This is a genomic window from Flavobacterium gossypii (assembly GCF_014138495.1).
GTDB lineage: Bacteria > Bacteroidota > Bacteroidia > Flavobacteriales > Flavobacteriaceae > Flavobacterium > Flavobacterium endophyticum.
On sequence record NZ_JACJIS010000001.1, the window covers coordinates 911,097 to 932,432 of the forward strand.

Annotated in this window: 16 protein-coding genes; 8 read left to right on the plus strand and 8 right to left on the minus strand. The window is 39.4% G+C overall.

Features of this window, described 5'->3' with window-relative positions; all coding sequences use genetic code 11:
* The first annotated feature begins 3 nt into the window (after positions 1–3).
* Positions 4–1,188, plus strand: coding sequence for a Pycsar system effector family protein (locus GGR22_RS04380; RefSeq protein ID WP_182492707.1), 1,185 nt, complete (start codon positions 4–6; stop codon positions 1,186–1,188).
* Here GGR22_RS04380 and GGR22_RS04385 read toward each other — a convergent pair.
* Positions 1,185–3,560, minus strand: a complete 2,376-nt coding sequence (locus GGR22_RS04385; RefSeq protein WP_182492708.1) for a GAF domain-containing protein — start codon at positions 3,558–3,560, stop codon at positions 1,185–1,187. The two genes, GGR22_RS04380 and GGR22_RS04385, sit on opposite strands and share 4 nt — an antisense overlap.
* A 414-nt stretch (positions 3,561–3,974) precedes the next feature.
* On the opposite strand from GGR22_RS04385, the gene GGR22_RS04390 reads away from it, so the two are divergent.
* From GGR22_RS04390 to GGR22_RS04410, 5 genes are all read left to right on the plus strand, one after another.
* A complete protein-coding gene (locus GGR22_RS04390) occupies positions 3,975–5,036 on the plus strand; it encodes an efflux RND transporter periplasmic adaptor subunit (protein WP_182492709.1) in 1,062 nt (353 codons plus the stop codon).
* 7 nt (positions 5,037–5,043) lie between these two features.
* On the plus strand, positions 5,044–8,133 hold the full coding sequence (locus GGR22_RS04395) for an efflux RND transporter permease subunit (RefSeq protein ID WP_182492710.1): 3,090 nt from the start codon (positions 5,044–5,046) through the stop codon (positions 8,131–8,133).
* Positions 8,134–8,137: 4 nt separating this feature from the next.
* Positions 8,138–9,454 carry a TolC family protein gene (locus GGR22_RS04400; protein WP_182492711.1) on the plus strand — a complete coding sequence of 439 codons (1,317 nt, stop codon included), beginning with the start codon at positions 8,138–8,140 and terminating at the stop codon, positions 9,452–9,454.
* A gap of 80 nt (positions 9,455–9,534) precedes the next feature.
* Positions 9,535–10,017 (plus strand): DUF1761 domain-containing protein, encoded by a 483-nt coding sequence (locus GGR22_RS04405; RefSeq protein WP_182492712.1) that lies wholly within the window; start codon positions 9,535–9,537, stop codon positions 10,015–10,017.
* Between the two features lie 59 nt (positions 10,018–10,076).
* A complete protein-coding gene (locus GGR22_RS04410) occupies positions 10,077–11,225 on the plus strand; it encodes a peptidogalycan biosysnthesis protein (protein WP_121375144.1) in 1,149 nt (382 codons plus the stop codon).
* A gap of 5 nt (positions 11,226–11,230) precedes the next feature.
* On the opposite strand, the gene GGR22_RS04415 is transcribed toward GGR22_RS04410, so the two are convergent.
* Complete coding sequence (locus tag GGR22_RS04415; protein ID WP_182492713.1) at positions 11,231–12,106, minus strand: diacylglycerol/lipid kinase family protein; 876 nt, start codon at positions 12,104–12,106, stop codon at positions 11,231–11,233.
* A 62-nt stretch (positions 12,107–12,168) separates the two neighbouring features.
* Here GGR22_RS04415 and GGR22_RS04420 point away from each other — a divergent pair, with 62 nt between their 5' ends.
* Positions 12,169–13,155, plus strand: coding sequence for an App1 family protein (locus GGR22_RS04420; RefSeq protein WP_121375146.1), 987 nt, complete (start codon positions 12,169–12,171; stop codon positions 13,153–13,155).
* 31 nt (positions 13,156–13,186) lie between these two features.
* Here the strand turns inward: GGR22_RS04420 and GGR22_RS04425 are convergent, their stop codons facing one another.
* Positions 13,187–15,091, minus strand: a complete 1,905-nt coding sequence (locus GGR22_RS04425; RefSeq protein ID WP_182492714.1) for an ABC-F family ATP-binding cassette domain-containing protein — start codon at positions 15,089–15,091, stop codon at positions 13,187–13,189.
* Positions 15,092–15,161: 70 nt separating this feature from the next.
* Between GGR22_RS04425 and GGR22_RS04430 the strand changes: the two genes are divergently transcribed.
* On the plus strand, positions 15,162–15,545 hold the full coding sequence (locus tag GGR22_RS04430) for a DUF983 domain-containing protein (protein WP_182492715.1): 384 nt from the start codon (positions 15,162–15,164) through the stop codon (positions 15,543–15,545).
* Between the two features lies 1 nt (position 15,546).
* Here GGR22_RS04430 and GGR22_RS04435 read toward each other — a convergent pair whose 3' ends face one another.
* From GGR22_RS04435 to porK, 5 genes are all read right to left on the minus strand, one after another.
* On the minus strand, positions 15,547–16,596 hold the full coding sequence (locus GGR22_RS04435; RefSeq protein WP_182492716.1) for an NAD(P)/FAD-dependent oxidoreductase: 1,050 nt from the start codon (positions 16,594–16,596) through the stop codon (positions 15,547–15,549).
* Between the two features lie 66 nt (positions 16,597–16,662).
* Positions 16,663–17,550, minus strand: coding sequence for a type IX secretion system ring subunit PorN/GldN (gene porN, locus GGR22_RS04440; RefSeq protein ID WP_121375150.1), 888 nt, complete (start codon positions 17,548–17,550; stop codon positions 16,663–16,665).
* 49 nt (positions 17,551–17,599) lie between these two features.
* A complete protein-coding gene (porM, locus tag GGR22_RS04445) occupies positions 17,600–19,141 on the minus strand; it encodes a type IX secretion system motor protein PorM/GldM (protein ID WP_182492717.1) in 1,542 nt (513 codons plus the stop codon).
* A 54-nt stretch (positions 19,142–19,195) separates the two neighbouring features.
* Positions 19,196–19,843, minus strand: a complete 648-nt coding sequence (gene porL / locus GGR22_RS04450) for a type IX secretion system motor protein PorL/GldL (RefSeq protein ID WP_121375152.1) — start codon at positions 19,841–19,843, stop codon at positions 19,196–19,198.
* 67 nt (positions 19,844–19,910) lie between these two features.
* Positions 19,911–21,281: a T9SS ring complex lipoprotein PorK/GldK gene (gene porK, locus GGR22_RS04455; protein WP_121375153.1), complete on the minus strand. Its 1,371-nt coding sequence runs from the start codon at positions 21,279–21,281 to the stop codon at positions 19,911–19,913.
* Positions 21,282–21,336 lie beyond the last annotated feature (55 nt).

A 21,336-nucleotide genomic window follows, 5' to 3' on the forward strand; every position in this document is an offset into this window, starting at 1 on the left:
GACATGAATATTCTTCAAAAAGCCGAAAATTTTATATTCCAATTATTCAAAGATAGCTTATCTTCTGATTATATTTACCATAATTTTAATCATACTTTACGAGTTGTTAACAGCGTGCAGATACTGATCAAAGGCGAAAATGTGTCTGCAGAAGAAGCTGAAATGCTGGAAATCGCGGCTTGGTTTCACGACGCGGGATATATTGAGGGCGGCGAGAAGCACGAGGAACGCGGCGCTTTGATTGCGGCCGACTTTTTGAAAGAAAACGCGTATCCTGAGGAAAAGATAGAAAAAATCAAGTCGCTTATCATGGCGACGGAACTGAAAAGTACTCCTGTAGGCCATCTGGAGACAATCATACGCGATGCGGACTGCTCTCACTTTGGACATAAGGAATATCCTAATTTTTCGGAACTGCTGCGCCAGGAGTGGAAAATCATCTGCGACAAGCAATATACTGACTTGGAATGGGCAAAAGAAAACCGTACTGTTTTCTTGAAATACCATCGTTTTTATACGGATTTTGCCAAGCAAAACTGGCAGCCGCAGAAAGACCTGAACCTTTCTGACATACAGGACAAGATCACTTCTCTTGAGAAAGGCAAAAAGGAAAAGCCGAAAGACATCTTGAATAAGAAAAAGCTGGAAAAACTGGAAAGTCCGGAACGGGGCATCGATACTATGTTTCGGGTGACGCTGAACAACCATACCAAGCTCAGCCAGATTGCCGACAGTAAGGCGAACATACTGCTTTCTGTCAATGCGATTATCATTTCGATTGCGTTATCGACCTTGATTCCTAAGCTGGACAGCCCGACGAATGCGCATTTGATCGTGCCTACGTTCGTAATGTTACTGTTTAGTGTGATCTCTATTATTTTTGCGATACTTTCTACGCGTCCAAAAGTCACCAGCGGACTTTTTACGCGAAAGGATATCGAGGACAAAAACGTAAACCTTTTGTTTTTCGGGAATTTCCACAAGATGCCGCTGGACGAGTACCAGTGGGCCATGAATGTGCTGATGAAAGACCGCGAGTATCTTTATAATTCGATGATCAAGGATCTTTATTTTCTTGGGCTGGTCTTGAACCGAAAATACAAATTGCTGCGCATTACGTACACGGTGTTTATGTTCGGCATCATTATTTCGGTGATTGCCTTTGTATGGGCATTCAAGTCGGTTTAGTTCTTAAGGGCTAATTCTTTCAGCAGGTCTTGGTAGGTATAGCTTTTCTCTGATTTTTCAGGCTGCGTATACAAGATTTCCACACGCAGTGCTTTTAGTCCGGTAACGCCCTGCAAGTCTTCTACTTCAAAAGTCTCGATAGCACCCAGCTTGTTTTTGTGCTGCAACAGGCTGATGTATCTTCTGTATTCTGCTTCTTCTTGATGCTGTGAATAGACGATGGTAATCTTGCCTTTTTCTGTAATCCTTTCGTTGGTGCCTTTGATATTCGACTTGTCGATTCGTTTTTTCACGACTTCATAACGGGCATTGTAGGTACCATCTACATCAAAACGTTTTTCGTCCATACGGAATCGGATGGATATCGGCGTGCTGAACACGAGGATCAGCGAAGTCACATCGAGATCATACGGCAAGGAAGGACGCAGGTGGTAATATTCGTTTTCTAGCTCGCACAGGGCCTGAAGCTGCCACAAACGCAGGTTGCTCAGATAGACAGGACTGAAGGACAATTGCGGGGCTATAGAGGCTCCGATATAGAGATTGTGCTCTACGCCGTCTGTCTTGAAGCGTTCGTAATAGTGCGGAAAGAACGATTGGGCTTCTTCTTGCTTCTTGTCTAAGATAAAAGCCATTTTTTTATTGATCAGCGAAAGTGTCTGGTCAAAATCTTTCCTTGCATCATAGACCATCATAATCTTAGGGTCGAGCGATTTGAAATAGGCTTCTATTTTCTCGCGTACCTTGTCATTGGAGGTCTCGAAATGGTGCAGCATCGGATGGATCTCATTCAGAACATAGCTTTGGATAAGCGACTCGGTATCGGCTTTAAGGGTTTCTTTCAGCTGTTTCTCTAGGTCTTCGAGCTCGTAGATGTTCTGGTAGATGACCGGCAGTTTCAGGTTGTCGCTTATAAAGCGGAGCAACTGGAGCAGCAATTCGATCTGGGCCGTCAAGTCTTTTTCGATGGACTCGTTTCGGGCAACGGAGGAACCTTTGATATCGATCTGTCCATATAATGGATAGACTTCCTTAAACACGATTTCCTTGAATGGCAGGTCTCTTGTATTTTTATCTGTAGTATGCAGTGAGGCTTCTTCCCTGAACTTCCAATAGACGCTCGGATGGATAGCAGTGTATTCTTTTTGGATGATCGCATCGATCTGATTCTGCATGTCGGAAAAATACCTGTCGATCGTGTCTACCAAGAAAGGCATGACCAGATCGAGCTTGTTGGCATTGATACTGTTTAGCTGTTTTGGCTCGGAAGAAACTAATTCTACGATGCCCAACAGCCTATCGTCTTTAACGACAGGTGCAAAAATACAGCTTTGTACGTTTTGCGCGAGCAGGTGCTCTGCCAGCTCTTTTTCTTCTGGATTTGTGACTAGAAATTCTTTTACGTCAGAAATAATAAAGTATTTCTTCTCTCCTACAAGGGTATCTAGCGGGCATTGTCCTAGGGCGTTCAGGCATTCTTCTTCGTAATCTTTCGTCAAGATGAAGCTGTGCATCTCGTCTTCAAAATCGGCTTTTTTCAATCGGGTACCGTCACTGCTAAAAGCGGTAAAGCCCGTCCTGAGGTCTGCAATTTTGTAGATGGAACGAAATATGGTTTCAATGGTCTCTTTCTTGAATTCAGAATCTTCGTTGTTGCTCAGCAGGTTGCTTTTCAGATTAGAAATGGCACTTTCGACGGAATTGTCATAAAGTGTCATGATTCCGAAGCCTTTGAGTATCCAACTTTCTGGCGGAAATTTTTCTTTCCACAGGTCGAGGTCATCGTAATTATCGATCAGCTGATTGATGTCTTCTTGCGTAAGCGCCACCGATTTTTCTGTCGGGAACACCTCAAGGAAGTCGGCATTGTAAAGAATCCTGTAATGTTTTACGATACCTTCTGCATTGGGAATATCATAAAATATAGGACTGCTGAAATCAATCTTGCAGCCGTAATAATAGTTCAGTATGATAGAACAGTTCATGACATAGAACCGATGCTCGTCGAAATCTCTGATGATGATCTCAAAATCGTCTCCGGCTTCCGTAAGAATCTTGTTCAGCCTTTCTGTCGTATTAAAAATATAATTGTCAAACGGAACAGTTACGGCTTTGATTTCGTTATGCGTTAGGGCCGTAGGAAACAAATCGGCCAAAAGGTATTTGATTCTGTTGTAGTGCTTTTCGATCTGCTGGTACGATTCGATACCGTCTCTCAGTTCCGGAAAGGGCTCTATTTCCTTCAAGAGTCCCTTGGCATAAGCCGCCCGATAATCAACATCAGAATCAGCTATTTGCTCTAAAACCTCAATGACTTTCTGAAAAGAAATCTTGATTTTAAACGGACTGGGATTCTCGTGAAGGGGATTCATATTTTGAGGATTCAAATTGTATGCAAATTTACGAAATAAATAGATTCGCAATTGTAAAAGAAAACAAAAAAGCCGTCGAAGGAATGACGGCTTTTTCAAATAAAAATCTAAAAACTAAATACTATTTATTTTGAAAAACAGAAAGCTGTTTTTGTGGGTTCGGTTTTAAATTTATTACTCTCGCTAATGTAGGAAACAAATCTGCTCGAAACAAATAAAATCGACGAAAAGCATGATTATTTAACGTTCGTATTTTAGGAGTTGGCAGGTCAAAAAAAGCTAATTGCTTGTGTATATGCTAAAAAATGTTAAATTATAGCAAAGGAGAACTTGGGTTTGAAGAATAAAATTTAGTTTTGTTTGGTGCCAAAATGCGGCTTTTCTTAACTTAAAATTATAATTACCTCGTTCCTCATGAAAATAAAACATCTAGTTTATGCACTGCTCATCCTTGGGATTGGGGGCATGATTGCCTACCGAATCTCCAGCAATAAAAAATCAGATTCAGAAAACGGAAAAGGACAGGGAAATAAAAAACCATCACGAGTAAGCGGCATCGTCGTACAGCCTCAAAACTTTGCAGACAATCTTTCGCTCTCGGGCTCTATCGAAGCAAATGAGCAGATTGATGTTAGAAGCGAGGTTTCGGGAATTGTTGAAAGCATCAATTTTAGCGAAGGCACTATGGTCGCCAAAGGACAAGTGCTTTTTAAAGTAAACGACATTGAGTTAAGAGCACAGCTGACACAAGCAAAAACGGCACAAGGACTGGCTTCTGAAAACGAGCGCAGGGCCAAGCTTTTATTGCAGAAAGAAGCCATCAGCCAAGAAGAATATGATATTGCCAGCGCCGATTTTAAATCTGCCAAAGCGCAATCACAGCTGATCAGCGCCCAGATAGCGAAGACAACAGTACGCGCACCTTTTGCCGGAAAAATAGGATTACGTTCAATTTCTGAAGGAACCTATGTCACGCCCACTACCATGATTGCAAAACTGGTAAATACAAGCCGACTGAAAATTACGTTTTCGATTCCAGAAAAATATGCGTCGCAGATGAAGGTCAACGGAACGCTTTCGTTCACGACCGCTGGTTCTACTGAAAAGTTTACTGCCAAGATTTATGCCATCGAACCTGAAATTGAAGTGGCTACCAGAACTCTTAGACTCCGCGCTATTGCAGAGAATCCTGATGGCAAGCTTTATCCGGGAACTTTTGCGAACGTAACGCTTCCTTTAGACAACATCAAGGATGCCTTGCTGGTTCCTACGCAGGCATTAATTCCGATCCAAAACGGAAAGAAATTGTTTGTTTCTCAAGGCGGAAAAGCGAAAGAAATAATCGTGAAAACGGGAGCCAGAACGGATAAAGATATCTTGATCACGTCTGGACTGAAAGTCGGAGATACGGTACTAACTACCGGCGTAATGACCTTGAAAGACGGAATGCCAGTGAGCGTCCAAATCCTTAAATAGCCACCAGATGAGCTTATCAACCACAAGCATAAAAAGACCGGTACTGACAATTGTCTTGAACCTAATGCTGATTCTTTTTGGAATAATCGGGTATACCTATCTGGGCGTGCGAGAATTTCCATCCATCGACCCTGCGCAGATTTCGGTAAGAACGAGCTATGCAGGAGCCAACGCTGACATTATCGAATCGCAGATTACCGAACCTTTGGAAAAAGCCATCAACTCTATTGACGGTATTCGAAACATCACGTCTTCGAGCAATCAGGGAAGCAGTAACATCACGATAGAATTCAACTTAGATAAAAATTTAGAGGAAGCTGCCAACGACGTGCGTGACAAAGTTTCGCAAGCTGTACGAAGCCTTCCGCAGGATATTGATGCGCCGCCTGTAGTTTCTAAGGCGGATGCGGATTCAGAGCCAATCATCACCATGACGGTACAGAGCGACAACAAGAATGTCTTGGAACTTTCTGATTATGCCGACAATGTCATCGCTCAAAGATTGCAGACCATTCCGGGCGTCAGCAGCGTGCAGATCTGGGGACAGCGCAAATACGCGATGCGTTTGTGGATCGATCCGGTCAAGATGGCTTCTTATGGCGTGACGGTTTCGGATGTGAGAAATGCATTAGAAAGCCAAAACGTGGAGCTGCCTTCGGGAAAACTGACGGGTGCCAATACGGAATTGACGGTAAAAACCATCGGAAACCTTTCTACGGAAGAAGAATTCAACAATATCATCCTTCTTGCGCAAGGAGAAAAAATAGTCCGTTTTAGCGATGTCGGGAATGCCTCGCTGGAAGCGGAGAATTTAGAGACTAAAATGAGCGATTCAGGTCAGGAAATGGTCGGGATGGCTATTATTCCGCAGCCAGGAACGAATTATCTTGACATTGCAGAGGCTTTTTATATACAGTACGATCAGTTAAAAAGAGACCTGCCGAAAGACTTCAAATTAAACGTGGCGATCGACAATACGGTTTTTGTTAAAAAAGCGGTTGTAGAAGTTGCTGAAACTTTATTGATTGCTATCGTGCTAGTAGTCCTGATTATTTATTTGTTTTTTAGGAATTGGGCAATTGCCTTTCGTCCGCTGATTGATATTCCGGTTTCCTTGATTGCGACCTTTTTTATCATGTGGCTTTTTGGCTTCTCTGTAAACGTACTGACATTATTGGCTATCGTTCTTGCAACCGGGTTGGTTGTGGATGACGGTATCGTTGTAACCGAAAATATCTTCAAGAAAGTCGAAGAAGGAATGACGCCTATAGAAGCCGCGATTAAAGGCTCGAATGAAATTTTCTTTGCCGTGATCTCGATTTCGATAACGCTTGCTGCAGTATTCCTTCCGGTTATATTTTTAGAAGGTTTTGTGGGAAGGCTGTTTCGGGAATTTGGTGTCGTGATTGGCGCTGCGGTATTAATTTCTGCTTTTGTTTCCTTGACCTTGACGCCTATGCTGAACGCTTACCTGATGAAGGGCGGCGAGCAGAAAAAGTCTAAATTCTATAATTGGAGCGAGCCTTACTTTTTGAAAATGAATTCGGGATATGCTGGAGCATTGGCAAAATTCATGAAACGAAAATGGCTGAGTTTCCCTATCTTGGTTATCTGTATCGGATTGATTGCCTTGTTTTTCAGTACGCTGCAGAAAGAAACCGCGCCGTATGATGACAGGAGCTTTATCGGGGTAAACGTAACTGCTCCAGAAGGTGCTTCGTATGATTATATGGATCGCTTTATGACCGAGCTATCCGACCTGATTAATGATTCAATTCCTGAGAAAAAAGTAAGCTTGATAATTACCTCGCCAGGCTTTGGTTCTGCATCCGTAAACAGCGGCCGTGCCAGGATTGCTTTGGTCGAGCCGGGAGAAAGGGAACGTTCACAGAAAGAAATAGCGGAAGACCTTACTAAATGGACAAAGAGGTATTCGGAAGCCAAAGTTTCTGTTTCTGAACAGCCTACCATTGCCGTAAACCGACGTGGAGGCTTGCCGATACAATACATCATCCAAGCGCAGAATTTCGAAAAGCTGCGAGAGAAGATTCCAGAGTTTATGGACGAAGCGGCTCAAGACCCGACTTTTGCCATTACCGACGTAAACTTAAAATTCAACAAGCCAGAAATCTATGTAACCATCGACAGGGAAAAGGCGCAAAGTCTTGGCGTTTCGGTTATTGATATCGCCCAAACACTTCAGTTGTCTTTGAGCGGCCAGCGTTTCGGTTATTATATGATGAACGGAAAACAATACCAAGTGATGGGCCAGTTTGACAAAAAGGACCGCGAGGCTCCCATCGATCTGACCTCTATTTTTGTGAAAAACACTTCGGGCGAGCTTATACAGTTGGATAATCTTGTGACTATCGAAGAACAAAGCAGTCCGCCGCAATTGTACCACAACAACCGATATATGTCGGCTACGGTTTCTGCCGGACTTGCTCCAGGGAAAAGTATCAGCGACGGTATCGATGCTATGGAAAGAATCAAAGAGAAAGTGCTGGACGAAACGTTTACGACGGATTTGGGCGGCGAATCGCGAGATTTCGTAGAAAGTAATTCCAATACGGCTTTTGCTTTCGGATTGGCTTTACTGCTTATCTATCTGATTCTTGCGGCGCAGTTTGAAAGTTTTATCGATCCGTTTATCATCATCTTGACCGTTCCAATGGCAGTAGCGGGAGCCTTATTTTCGCTTTGGCTTTTTGGCCAGACTTGGAATATTTTCAGCCAGATCGGAACCATCATGCTGATCGGGCTCGTGACGAAGAACGGAATCTTGATCGTAGAGTTTGCCAACCAGCTCCGAGAACAGGGCAAAGACAAAATGGAAGCCATTATGGAAGCTGCCGAATCGCGCCTTCGTCCTATCTTGATGACCAGTTTGGCGATTGCACTGGGCGCCTTGCCGATTGCACTGTCTCTGGGCGCTGCTTCTACCAGCCGTATCGGGATGGGAGTCGTGATTGTTGGAGGAACTTTATTTTCGTTAATCCTTACGCTTTTCGTAATTCCGGCAATTTATTTTATGTGGTCTAGACAAAAGAAACACAGGCCGGAATTTGACAACATAAAAGAATATGAAAAAGAATAATTGCATGAAACTTAAGATATTTTTCCAGATTGTATTTCTTTTCACAGCTTCGCTTACGGCAGAGGCTCAAGAACTACTGACTGTCGAAGATGCGGTAAAGATTGCTTTAGAGAATAATTATGAAATAAAAATTGCCAGCAACGACCTGAAGATCGATCAGCAGAACGTAAGCCTTGCCAACGCTGGCGTGCTTCCGCAATTTAACGCTACGGTTACTGACAATAATAGCATATTGGACACTAAACAGACACAGTCTGACGGTTCTGAAAGAGAGCTCAACGGAGCCCGTAACATGAATCTAGCCTATGGTGTTGCGCTAAATTGGACAATTTTTGACGGACTACGTATGTTTGCCCGTTATGACCAGCTGAAAGAATTAGAAAAATTAGGCGATGCCGAATTAAAGCTTGCCATTTTTACGAAGGTTTCTGACGTCATCACGACCTACTATGATCTTGTACAACAGCAACAGCAATTGAAAGCACTCGATACGGCTATTGTAATTTCAAACCTAAGAATCAGTACTGCCGATAACCGTTATAAGATCGGGAAAGCTTCGAAACTGGAAGTCTTAAACGCGCAGGTCGATTTAAATACAGATACCACTGCCCTGCTCCGCCAGAAAGAATTATATACCAATACCAAAATCTTTTTGAATGAAATTTTGGCAAGGGATGTAAAAACAGACTTTTCGGTAGTCGACGAAGTTACTATAGACGAAACGCTTTTATTGCCAGAGCTGATGACCTTAGCGGAGAAACAAAATCCGCAACTGCAGTCGCAGATTATCAACAAACGGATTAGCGAATTGCAGCTGAAGCAGGTCAAAGCCAACCGTTATCCGACTGTCAATATCACATCTGGGTATAATTTTACGCGCACGGAAGCTTCTCTTGGGTTTACGACACAGTCTACCGGGCAGGGATTTACGTACGGCATCAACGCGACCATGAATATCTTTAACGGGGGGCTTCAAAATCGCAACGAGAGAGTAGCTAAAATTCAAGTTGAGAATTCAAAAATCGTTATTGAACAGCAGCTCAAGATGCTTGAATCACAGCTATCTTCTGCTTACCAAACGTATCTGACCAATTTGCAGCTGACAAAACTGGAAGCTAAAAACGAAGATATTGCAAAAGAAAACTTAGATATTACGCTGGCCAAATTTAAGATAGGAACTATCGCTCCGTTAGAATTTCGTGAGGCACAGCTCAATTATGTCAATGCGAAAGTGCGAAACAGCAACGCTCAATACGCCGCAAAAGTTTCTGAGATTAATCTGAAAGAATTGGCAGGAAATTTATCGCTTTCTCAAAATTAAGCTCCCGAATTGCCATATCCTTAATTTAATGTTAAAATTTTAGTTATCTTTGAATGAGAAACCCTTAAAACAAATCAATCATGGAAGTAAATTTTTTAGCATTGGTAGTAGCAGCACTGTCAACTTTGGTTGTTGGCTTTATCTGGTACAACCCTAAAGTTTTTGGAACCGCTTGGATGAATGCAGCCGGACTTACAGAAGAGAAATTAAAAGGAGCCAATATGGCTGTTATTTACGGACTAGCTGTCTTATTTGCCTTTTTTATGGCTTTTATCCTCCAGTTTTTGGTTATCCACCAATGGGGCGCTCTTGCCGCTACTGGCGGAGATTCAGATAAGGTTAGTCCAGTATATGAAGCTTATATGGCAGAGTACGGAACGGCTTTTAGAACGTTCAAGCATGGTGCTTTGCATGGTTTTATGACTGGCTTGCTTTTCACATTTCCTCTGATTGCCATCAATTCGATGTTTGAAAGAAAAAGCTGGAAGTTTATTTTTATCAATGCAGGCTACTGGCTTGTCAACCTGACCATTATGGGCGGTATTATTTGCGCTTGGATTTAATCTTTATATCACCAAAAAAAATCTCGCCTTAACGGGCGAGATTTATTATTTTTCACTCTTTGAAAACTACCTTACGCTTTACCATTTTTACGACCACAACAGCGCTTCCCGAAAATTGGGACAGCCTTGCTTCGACTAACATATTTCTTTCAAAATCGTATCTAAAACTATTAGAGACGGCAGCACCCGAAAACATGACCTGTCATTTTATTGGTCTTTTTAATGCCGAAAAACTGGTCGGGATCGCGCTTTCGCAATTTCTAGACCTGAGTCAGGTGAATTCGTATGGCGAAAGAGACAATTGCGCAAAAACGTCTATCCGGAAATTTATTTTTAAGAATTTCAGCTCTAAAGTATTGATTATTGGAAACAACATGCTTACAGGCCAAAATGCATTCGAATTTGACTCCAGCTTGGAATATTCTCAAGGATTAAAATTGCTAAGAAAAGCATCGATTGAAATCGAGAGAAAATTAAGCCTGAAAGGGATGAAAACTCACATCACGGTTTTTAAGGATTTTGAGAAAGACGAAGCGAGCCATTTTGAGATTCCAGAGTTTCAGGATTTTTACCAATTCAGCACCCAGCCAAATATGGTCTTTACTATCCCAAAGAATTGGAACGAGGCTGAAGATTATGTAAGCGCATTGAACAAAAAATACCGCGACCAATACAAAAGGGCACGGAAAAAATCGGAAGGACTTGTCAAAAAGAAACTGTCTTTGGCTGAAATTCAAGAGCAGGAAAAACTGATTTATGATTTGTATTATTGCGTAGCCAAAAATGCTCCGTTCAATACTTTTTATCTTCCGGAAAAGCATTTTTCTAATTTCAAGCTGCAGCTGCAAGATAATTTTTTGTTCTACGGTTACTTTGAAAACAACAAAATGATCGGCTTTAACACGCTTATCAAAAATGGCGATGTAATCGATACGTATTTTTTGGGCTATGACGAAAACTGCCAAAAAGAAAAAATGCTGTACCTGAACATGTTGTACGACATGATCAGTCATTCTATAAACAAAGGTTTCAAGCAGATTATTTTTGCACGAACAGCCTTAGAGATCAAAAGCTCTGTAGGAGCCATTCCTGAAAAGATGTATGGTTTTATCAAACACCATAATTATTTCCTGAACCTTTTTATCTCAAGACTTTTTGGCTATCTAGAACCTGAAACGGTATGGAAAGAGCGGAATCCTTTTAAATAAGATTTTTAAGGAATCGCTACCTTCATCTGGTTGGGCAGAATCTTTACTTCTAATTTGCTGACTTCATCGCAATATTCGCCATCAATCTGAAAGCTTACGGGCGAATCGGTAGTAATTGTCGCTTGGTCTGTAGAAATAATCTCCACATCGCCGTTTTCAATAGGCATATTTCCAGAAAGTATCTTGCTGAAAACAATCAGGTCTAAATTTTTAAGAATTACGATTTCAAATTTTCCGTCGTTCATCACGCCATGAGGATTGATTGTTACGCCCGTACCGTATTTCTGGGAATTGGCCACAACTACCATTCTCGCTTCTGTTTCTATTCTCCCGTTACTCGTTTCTATAACAGCATGAAAAGGATCTTTGAGTCCAGTAAGCGTGTTGATAGCTTGCAATGCATACCCTAATTTGCCGCGTATGTTACTATTTTCATAATTCTTGATCAGTTCGGCATTGATACCGATGTCGCTCAAATGCAGGCTTTTTTTGCCATTGATAGCAATCATGTCCATTTCCATATAATTGCTATGAAAGGCAATTTCTAGGTTTTCTTCAAGATTGTCTGGAAGGTTTAAGTCAACCGAAAGCCCGTTGGCAGAACCGGCAGGCAATATTCCTAAAATCACATCATGGTTTTCGACAGCTTCGGCCACCATTTTTATGGTACCATCGCCACCGGCAACTATTATTCTTTCGGCCTTCTTTTCTTCTAGCAATTTTTGGATTTTGGCTTCATCATTTTTTCCAGTTGTTTCAAAAATTGCCAGATTTATGTTTTCCTTTGTTGCAAAATTTTTAGCTGTTTCTATAATTTCAGTCTTGTCAACGTCGCCTGATATCGGATTAACTACCAGAATATAATTCTTTTGCGTGCTCATAATTTCTTTTGTGCTATAAATTTTGTAATTTGTTATATCGTAATATAAATATAAGACATTTTATGAAGCCAATCCTAAAGTTATACCGAGGTTATGCAAATGATCAGGAACTGATTGTGATGGGGCATATTTTTAAGCCTACTACAAAGGAAGATTACGATTTTCAAAAGAAAAATTTCAAGAATGCGAAATCTGTTATTCGTATGTTTCGGATTAAGACGCAGAAAAATGCTTCTGTCTATTTGGAGCATAACGGCATGAAAATCCACACTAAAAGTCTAGACGACGGTTATTTTAAATTCTGCATTCCGCTGACAAACGATTTGGCTTATGGCTGGAACGAATATAAAGTCAGCATTTATCACAACGACAGAGAAATTACGAGCAAAGGCAGCTACATACGCCCACATGACGGAAATTGGGGCTTTATATCGGATATTGATGATACTTTTTTGGTATCGCATACTCGAAATCCTTTCAAAAAGCTCTATATCTTGCTTTTCCGAAACGTAAACGACCGCAAGATTTTTGAAGATGTCGTGCCTCATTACCAAGCCTTGAGTTCGGCAGGCAGGAATAGTGATACGGAAAAGAATGCTTTTTTTTATGTTTCCAGCAGCGAATGGAATCTGTATCGGTTTATCACACAGTTTACAGAACTGCATGAACTGCCAAAAGCCGTGCTTCTCTTAAAGGATATCAAGACGAGCCTTACTGATTTTTTTCTTACCGGACGAGGCGACCACAATCATAAGTTTGAGAAGATAAAACACATCTTGGAGTTTTATCCACATCTGAAATATGTGCTTCTTGGCGACGACTCACAGCATGATCCTTTTTTATATGAGGACATTTGTAAAATATTTCCGGTTACGGTAAAGGCAGTTTATATCCGTCAGACTGGAAAACATAAAAAGCAAAAAGCAATAGATGCTTTAGCTAATATGGAAACTATGGGCGTCGATACTTGTTATTTTAAAAATAGTAGCGAAGCTATCGAACATTCGGAACGAATCGGGATAACGGCAAATTCACTGTATACTTTATAAAAAAAGCCAGACGATAGGTCTGGCTTCTTTTTTATGCATTTTCTATTTCCATCTGAATGGCTTCCCATTCTTCTAAAAGATTGTCGAGGTCTTTTTTCTTTTTGTTATAGGCCATAAAAAAAGAAGCGTCTTCGATATGCTTGTCGTAATTAGAAGCCAATAACTTGTCATCTTTTTGGATATCAATTTCGAGCTGCTTGATCTGGCTTTCGACTTTGCTCAATTTGTTTTGAAGTGCTTTGCCTTTTTTCTGTTCTTCGTAAGAAAGTGATTTATCTTTTGGCACTTCTTTTTTAACCGCATCTTTCTTTTCGACTTCACGCATATTTTCTAGATTACGCTGTTCCAAGAAGAAATTAATGTCACCTAAATATTCTTTTATTTTCTGGTCTTTGAATTCATAAACGATATTGGACATACCCTGAAGAAAATCCCTGTCGTGAGAAACTAGAAGCAGTGTTCCTTCGTATTGCTGCAATGCTGCTTTCAAGACATTTTTAGATTTAATATCTAAGTGGTTGGTCGGCTCATCCATTACCAACACGTTAATCGGCTGTAATAATAATTTACAAAGCGCCAGACGGTTTCTTTCGCCTCCTGAAAGGACTTTTACCTTTTTCTCTACATCATCTCCTCTAAAAAGGAAAGAACCCAGCATATCGCGTACTTTTGAGCGGTTGGTGTCATTAGCAGCGTCCTGCATAGTTTGCAATAGCGTAATTTCGCCATCCAAATACTCCGCTTGATTTTGAGCGAAATACCCTAACTGTACGTTATGTCCTAATTTTATAGTTCCGGTATAGTCAATATCTTTTACGATTGCTTTGATAAAGGTAGATTTTCCTTGTCCGTTTTGTCCGACAAAAGCAATCTTGCTTCCTCTCTCTACTAAAAGGGAAATATCTTTCAATATGGTTTTTTCGCCATATTTTTTAGTAACATTTTCGGCTTCGATAACGACTTTACCAGGCGTTATAGAAACGGGAAACGAAATGTTCATGACAGAATTGTCATCTTCATCAACTTCAATTCTTTCTACTTTATCTAGTTTTTTAATCAGCGACTGTGCCATTGAAGCTTTAGATGCTTTCGCTCTAAATTTTTCAATCAGCTTTTCAGTTTCTTCAATTTTTTTGGCTTGGTTTTTCTGCGTTGCCAATTGCTTCTCGCGAATTTCATGGCGTAATTCTAAATATTGGGAATACGGCTTATTGAAATCATAGGCTTTTCCAAGAGAAATTTCAATAGTTCGGTTGGTTACATTATCCAAGAACATCTTATCGTGCGATACGATTACTACAACGCCAGGGTAATTACGCAGGAAATTTTCGAGCCAGATAATCGATTCGATATCCAAGTGATTGGTCGGCTCATCCAGAAGCAAAATATCATTCGATTGTAGCAACAGTTTTGCTAATTCGATACGCATTCTCCAACCGCCTGAAAAAGTTTCGGTCTGATTGTTGAAATCTTCTCTTTTGAAACCAAGTCCTAAAAGGATTTTCTCTGTGTCACCGACATAATTATATCCTCCAAGCAAATCAAAACGATGTGTATAATCTGCTAAATCTTCAATAATCTGGCTGTATTCTTCGCTTTCGTAATCGGTTCTTGTAACCAGCTGGTGGTTTATTTCCTCAAGCTTTTTCTCAACGATTTTAATATCTGTAAATGCTTCATAAGCTTCTTCCAAAACAGTTCTACCTTGCTCAAAATCGATATCCTGACGCAAGAAGCCGATTTTGACTTCTTTTTCGGTAGCTATGCTTCCTGTGTCGGGAGCGATATCTCTGGCAAGAATCTTCAGCATTGTTGATTTTCCCGCTCCATTTTTGCCGACAAGTCCCACTCGATCACCAGCTCCTAACCTGAAAGTAATTTCTTCAAAAAGATAGGTTCCTCCGAAAGAAACTGATAAATTATGTATATTAAGCATTTATTGTATTTTTTGTAAATTGTATGTGTAAATTTGCACTGCCGAACTTGGCAAACTAAATTTTTTGCAAATGTTAAAAAAAGGATCCAAATTATATAGCATTTTAACAGGAACTTGTCCTAAATGTCAGAACGAGAGTATGTATGTAGACAAAAATCCTTATAATCTGTCCCGAATTTTTCAAATGCATGAAAGATGCAGTCATTGTGAGCAAAAATACAAGATTGAGCCTTCTTTTTTTTATGGAGCCATGTATGTGAGTTATGGTGTCGGGATTGCGTTTGGCGTTGCCGCTTTTATTATCTCGTATATTTTTCTAGGCACTAATCTCAAGGTTTCTTTTATAGCAATTATTGCTACCCTAGTTGCCTTTATGCCGGTTATCATGAGATTGTCAAGGAATATCTGGATCAATATGTTTGTAGACTACGATAAAGACTGGAACAAGAAATAAACTACCATTGTACCTTTCTGAACCTTTTGATGTCGACTGAGCTGTCTAGAGGTTTTCGAAATTCTATGTTTTCAAACAATTCTTTGGCCATAACTGGTCCAAGCATAACACCGCGAGTTCCAAGTCCGTTTAGCAAATGAACATTTTTATGGTTCGGATGAGTTCCAACCATTGGCCTTCTGTCTTTTACTGTTGGTCGAACACCGGCCAAATGCTGAACGATTTCAAAATCACAATGAAGTATTTCTTTTATATTTTCAAGAAGTTCTTGTTTGCCTTCTTCAGTCGGCTGATTGGTTTTATCTTTCCAATCATAAGTCGCACCAACTTTGTATAAATCATTTCCAAGAGGTAATACAAAAACAGATGTCTTGATAACAGCATCCAAATTTAAGTCAGGAGCTTTAATTATTAGCAACTCGCCCTTTGTCCCATCTAAAGGAAGATGTCCAAAATATGGGTTTGAAATCATCCCGTAGCCTTCTGCAAAAACTATATTCTTGGCTTGGATGCCTTTATATTGGACATATTCTTCTTTTAACTCAAGAGCTGCATAATCAAAAGTATCATTTGCAAGCCACTCTTTTTCTTTAAGATACTCATGATAGCTTATTAGCAAAGATTCAGTATCCACATAACCAGTCTGCAGGACTTCACCAAAATTAAAAGGAGAATCAATTCCATTATATTTTTTAGAAACGAGCTTAGAAGAAAGAAAAGGCGCTAAACCAATTTTGTCTGTAGCCAGAAACCAGTTGTTTTGTTCTTCTACAGAAAACAATTTTCTATAAATAGGAATTTCAAAATTAAATTTTGAGCTTAATTTCGTTTCCAAATTCCCATAAAAGGAATGTAGCAAATCCAGTTGTTCTTGCGCTTTCCACACTTCACTAAATCTTTTGAGTATTACTGGATTATACAATCCGCCAGCAACTTTTGAAGATTGCTGAGAATTATTATCAAAGACCTGGATGGATTTGTTCTCCAGCAATGCAGTTTCTGCAAATGCAATACCTGCTAATCCGCAACCAACAATCAAGTAATCTACCATAGTGCAAAAATAAAAAAACTCTTGCCGATTAAAGCAAGAGTTTTATTTGTATTGGAGAAATTTTTATTAATAATTCCACATATCTTGTTCGAAGTTGCGGATCTTATCTTTAACTCTTTCAGATTCTAATAATTGCATCTGAGCATTGTCTTTCATGTATTCATCGATTTTTCTATCGCCCATAACGTTTTCTTCTTGATAAATCACACCATTAAATCGACGCGAATTTAAAAGATGGTCAAACGTGATTGGAAGTGCAGAGTTCTTATCGTTGAAAGCTTTTGCTTCATGAAGAACGTCACGAACAGAAGGGAAATATACCCAGAACAATTCGATTGGATCTTCTTCTTCAGTTCCCATTGTGTAAACATCAGGAACAACAGGGCAAATTCCTTGCAAACGATATTTCAACTCACCTTGACGTTTGTCAAAGTACCAATATCCTTTAATCTTGTATCCCATAACATTCGCTGGCGTGATATCAGTCTTTACGATATACTCTTCAGAGATTTTCTCACCTGCGTTATATTGCTCTCTACCTGCATCAGCCGTATCAATTTTTGATAGCGATGTTTCAATGTCTTTAAGTGATTTTTTAGTAGTAAAATAACTGTCATCATATACTTCAGTTATTTTGCCTTCTTTCATATTATCAACAAGAACAGCATAAAGAGATTTTCTGTCTGGACCAAGATTTCCGTCTACTGGAAAATACATTGGAAAATTGATTCTTTCATCAAGGTCAATAAATTCCCATACCATTTTTCCCATAAGTACATCACGATCGTGAACATAACCATATGGAAGTGGCTTGTCGTTATCAGATTTAAGCTGTGCTTCAGTTTTTTTCCCGATTTCCTCAGGAGTCTTAGCATTTAAAAGATTAGACTGTGCAAAAGAAACACTAGAAACTAAGCTTAATGTTACTATCAATGAAAAATTTCTCCAATTCATTTTTTGTAATTTATTAGTTCGTTTAAGTAAAAACTCAAACTTTGAATAATTATTGTGTTATCTCGTAAGCAACAGGAGCAGTTTTAGGAAGCATGATTGCGCTACCTTCTAACTTAGTCTTGATTTCAGAAATAATGACTACATCACCTCTAGTTGCTTTTTGGATTGCTGCTTTCGCTCTTCCATCCATTTTGTTACCAGAAACTACGATTGTTGGTTGTCCAGGAACTTTAATGTTAAATCCAACAACATTTAATTTTACGTCGAAATCAAAGTCTTCAAGAACAGCATTTACAGTTTGAACTTCTAGGTTAGATTTAGGACCTTTAACAGTACCTGTTTCTTTTCCTCTTAACGCTCCTGTTGGTCCAGGAATATTTTTGATTCTGAATACTTTTTTAGAGTTTACAGCTTTACCGTCAGGTAATTTTCCAGTTACATTGATAACTACTTCACGACCTGCACCTGGGCTCATGTTATAACTTCCAGATTTTCCAGCTTTTGTCAAACCTGGAGCAGAAGCTGTCACATTGTTATCAGATACACCAGCAAATGAAATTGTCATTGGGTTAACAACACCACGGTAAACCACATTCATTTTATCCGCAGAAATAGTAGCTTCGTTTGGTCTTGGAACTACAACATATTTCCCCTCAAATTTCAAAGGAATAGTTTTTCCATCTTCCAAGAAAGTAAACTGACCATTGATAGATTGCTCACCAACACCACCAGCAGTTAACGAAATAACAGCTTGACCATTTTCTAATTTACCAGGACCTTGGAAAGAAGTTGGTTTCGTATTTTCGTCATAACGACCCAATACAACTTTACCTTTTACGTTCTCTCCTTGGAAATAAGCATTTTTCTCTAAAACTACGATTGCTTGATAGTTGCTGTATGAAGCAGCTTGTACCGCAGCTTTTCCTAAAGCAGCACTGATTACATCAGATTCCGCTTTTTTAACATCACTTTGCCAAGCAGACAATTTAGCTAAAGAAGCAATTGCTGGAAATCCTTTGAAGTGATAGTTTAAGAATTTATCTTTTAGACCATCTTTAGTAGTAACATCAGAAACGTCGAAAGATTTGTTAACTTGGTTTAGGATAGCTGAATATTTTTTCTCGTTACCAAGAGCATTTTTCATTTCGGCTTTGTACGCTTCGATAGCACTCATAACTTCGTTACCTCTCTTCGTATATCCGTCACCAATGAACCAGCTATTATCAAGGTTATCACCTTTATCCATTGATTCGTATGGTAATTTACCATTTTCTGGCTCGATACCTTTTACAGTTTCTGCTTTTAAAGTTCCAATGAAATCATAAAACTTTTTTGTAGCCGCCTGAACTTTATGAGCTGTTTCTGCCGCAACAGCAAATTCACCTTTAGCTTCAGCAGCTTTGGTATCCAATGCCTGCATCATCTGCTCATTAGTAGATTTCGCAGCTTCGTTTGCTACTTCAAATTTTTCATTCATTAGTCCAAAAGCAGATAAAACTTCTTTGGACATATTTAGTGCCAACATCGCGATGAAAACCAAGTACATCAGGTTAATCATCTTCTGTCTAGGGGTTAATTTTCCTCCTGCCATTTTTTCTAATTAGTTTAGTTTATTTTGTTTAATGAAAATATAGTCTTAAACTAATTATCCTTTGTTACTCATTGCAGAAAGCATACCACCATAAACATTGTTTAATGAAGCAATGTTTGCAGTCATAGATTGCATTTGTTCTTTTAATTTAGATGCATTGTCAGCGATTTCCTTGTTAGCTTCAGCATTTCTAGAAGCACTTTCCAATTGTACTTTGTACAAGCTGTTTAATGATTCCATTTGAGCAGCAGCCATAGATAATTCTTCGCTGTATTTTTTAGTAGCAGCAATTCCGTCAGCAGCTGGAGAGATTCCTTTTGCAGCAGATTCGAAGTTTTTGATGCTGTTTCCTAAGCTAGCCATCAATTCGCCATCGATTTTAGCTTCTTTTAATAAGTTGTCTAATTTTTGAGACAATAAACCTTGAGCTTCAGCTGGGTTTTCTTTTTTAGCGTCTTTCTTTTTAGCCTCACCTCCTGCTAATTCAGGATATACCAGAGTCCAATCAATTTCGTTATCAACAGGTTCGAATGCAGATAAAGCAAAGATGATCGCTTCTGTCACAAGACCAATAGTCAACATCACGTTTCCTGTTAATGGTCCGATTTCAAAGTGAATAATCTTAAATAATGCCCCTACGATTACAACTGCCGCTCCCATACCGTAAGCGAAATTCATTGCTTTTTTGCTTAAAATTGCCATAATAATAAATAGTTTTTAGTTAGTTAAGTAAATAGTAAATATAAATAATATAAAGTTGGTTAAATTCTTATTTTGGTGTGTTTCCTGTATTCTGAACACCCATGTAATCTTGTACGGTTCTGAAACCGATAAAGCTTCTTGCTGAATCAGCATACTCGAAATCTCTTGTACTTACTTGCAAGAAATAAGCAACATCTTTCCAAGAACCTCCACGAGTTACTTTACGCTCGTTTTTAGCATCCGGCACGTTAGGGTTCATTGTAGATACATACTCATATGATGATGCATCATAAGAAGAGTTAGTCCACTCTGCTACGTTACCTGACATATTATACAAGTTATAATCGTTAGGATCGTAAGATTTTGCTTCTACAGTATATAAAGCCCCATCTGCTGCATAATCTCCTCTGTTTGGCTTGAAGTTTGCTAAGAAACAACCTCTGTCATTTTTAGCATAAGGACCACCCCATGGGAAAGTTCCTGACTCTAGACCACCTCTGGCAGCGTATTCCCATTCTGCTTCTGTAGGAAGTCGGAAAGAGTTGATTTGGTTTCTTCCTTTTTTCTTTGCTTTGATAAATGCATTTTTGTACAATGTTCTCCAAGCACAGAAAGCTTTCGCTTGTTTCCAGCTAACTCCAACTACAGGATAGTCATCATAAGCTTGGTGCCAGAAATAATCATTATGCATTGGCTCATTGTATGAATAAGCAAAATCTTTAATCCATACCGTAGTATCAGGATAAATTTCGATTGGTTCTGTTTTTTTGTAGAAATCTTTTCTTCCTTTTTTCTTAACAGCCTCGTTTAGGTTTGCTTCAGAATAACGGAATTTTAATTTTGAAACATCAATAGTCCTTAAACCATTGTATGATTCAGCAGCTGGCAAGTACATTGAATCCATTACCTCAACATAATATTCATCTGGATATTTTTGAGGATCTGTAATCAATTTTACTTTTTTGTTCAGCTTTCTTCCTGCAAATTGATCATCATCTGTACCTAAACTATAGTAGTTCTCATACATATATTTATCATAAGGAGACATAGTTGCTGGATCTGTATCATCAAATGCAAATTCACCGATACCACCGCTTCCTTTAGCCTGCCCCATCTCTTCTGCCAAGATAGCCAAACGCATTCTGATTGTTGAGTCTTTTACCCAATTCACAAATTGCTTGTATTCGCTGTTCGTAATTTCTGTTTCATCCATATAAAAGGATCGAACGGTAACAGTTTTTGTCGGAGCGTCCTGTACGTTGGCTAAATCATCATCTGATTTACCCATGATAAAAGCACCACCTGGAACCAGAGTCATACCATACGGTTTCTCTGGATGCCATTTTCTGCCTTTAACACCTACTAACTCCCCTTTATCGCTCGAACCACAGCTAGACAATACTGATGCTAATGCTGCTAATGCAATGAACTTCTTCATATAAATTTGGGTTATGATATATTCTTATTTTTTAAGGGCGTAAACCTATTTATTA

Coding starts and splice junctions, on each gene's coding strand:
- GGR22_RS04400 (WP_182492711.1), top strand. CDS start 8,138: ATGAAACTTAAGATATTTTTCCAGATTGTATTTCTTTTCACAGCTTCG.
- porN (WP_121375150.1), bottom strand. CDS start 17,550: ATGAATTGGAGAAATTTTTCATTGATAGTAACATTAAGCTTAGTTTCT.
- GGR22_RS04420 (WP_121375146.1), top strand. CDS start 12,169: ATGAAGCCAATCCTAAAGTTATACCGAGGTTATGCAAATGATCAGGAA.
- porM (WP_182492717.1), bottom strand. CDS start 19,141: ATGGCAGGAGGAAAATTAACCCCTAGACAGAAGATGATTAACCTGATG.
- porL (WP_121375152.1), bottom strand. CDS start 19,843: ATGGCAATTTTAAGCAAAAAAGCAATGAATTTCGCTTACGGTATGGGA.
- GGR22_RS04425 (WP_182492714.1), bottom strand. CDS start 15,091: ATGCTTAATATACATAATTTATCAGTTTCTTTCGGAGGAACCTATCTT.
- GGR22_RS04415 (WP_182492713.1), bottom strand. CDS start 12,106: ATGAGCACGCAAAAGAATTATATTCTGGTAGTTAATCCGATATCAGGC.
- GGR22_RS04435 (WP_182492716.1), bottom strand. CDS start 16,596: ATGGTAGATTACTTGATTGTTGGTTGCGGATTAGCAGGTATTGCATTT.
- GGR22_RS04395 (WP_182492710.1), top strand. CDS start 5,044: ATGAGCTTATCAACCACAAGCATAAAAAGACCGGTACTGACAATTGTC.
- GGR22_RS04380 (WP_182492707.1), top strand. CDS start 4: ATGAATATTCTTCAAAAAGCCGAAAATTTTATATTCCAATTATTCAAA.
- GGR22_RS04385 (WP_182492708.1), bottom strand. CDS start 3,560: ATGAATCCCCTTCACGAGAATCCCAGTCCGTTTAAAATCAAGATTTCT.
- GGR22_RS04430 (WP_182492715.1), top strand. CDS start 15,162: ATGTTAAAAAAAGGATCCAAATTATATAGCATTTTAACAGGAACTTGT.
- GGR22_RS04390 (WP_182492709.1), top strand. CDS start 3,975: ATGAAAATAAAACATCTAGTTTATGCACTGCTCATCCTTGGGATTGGG.
- porK (WP_121375153.1), bottom strand. CDS start 21,281: ATGAAGAAGTTCATTGCATTAGCAGCATTAGCATCAGTATTGTCTAGC.
- GGR22_RS04405 (WP_182492712.1), top strand. CDS start 9,535: ATGGAAGTAAATTTTTTAGCATTGGTAGTAGCAGCACTGTCAACTTTG.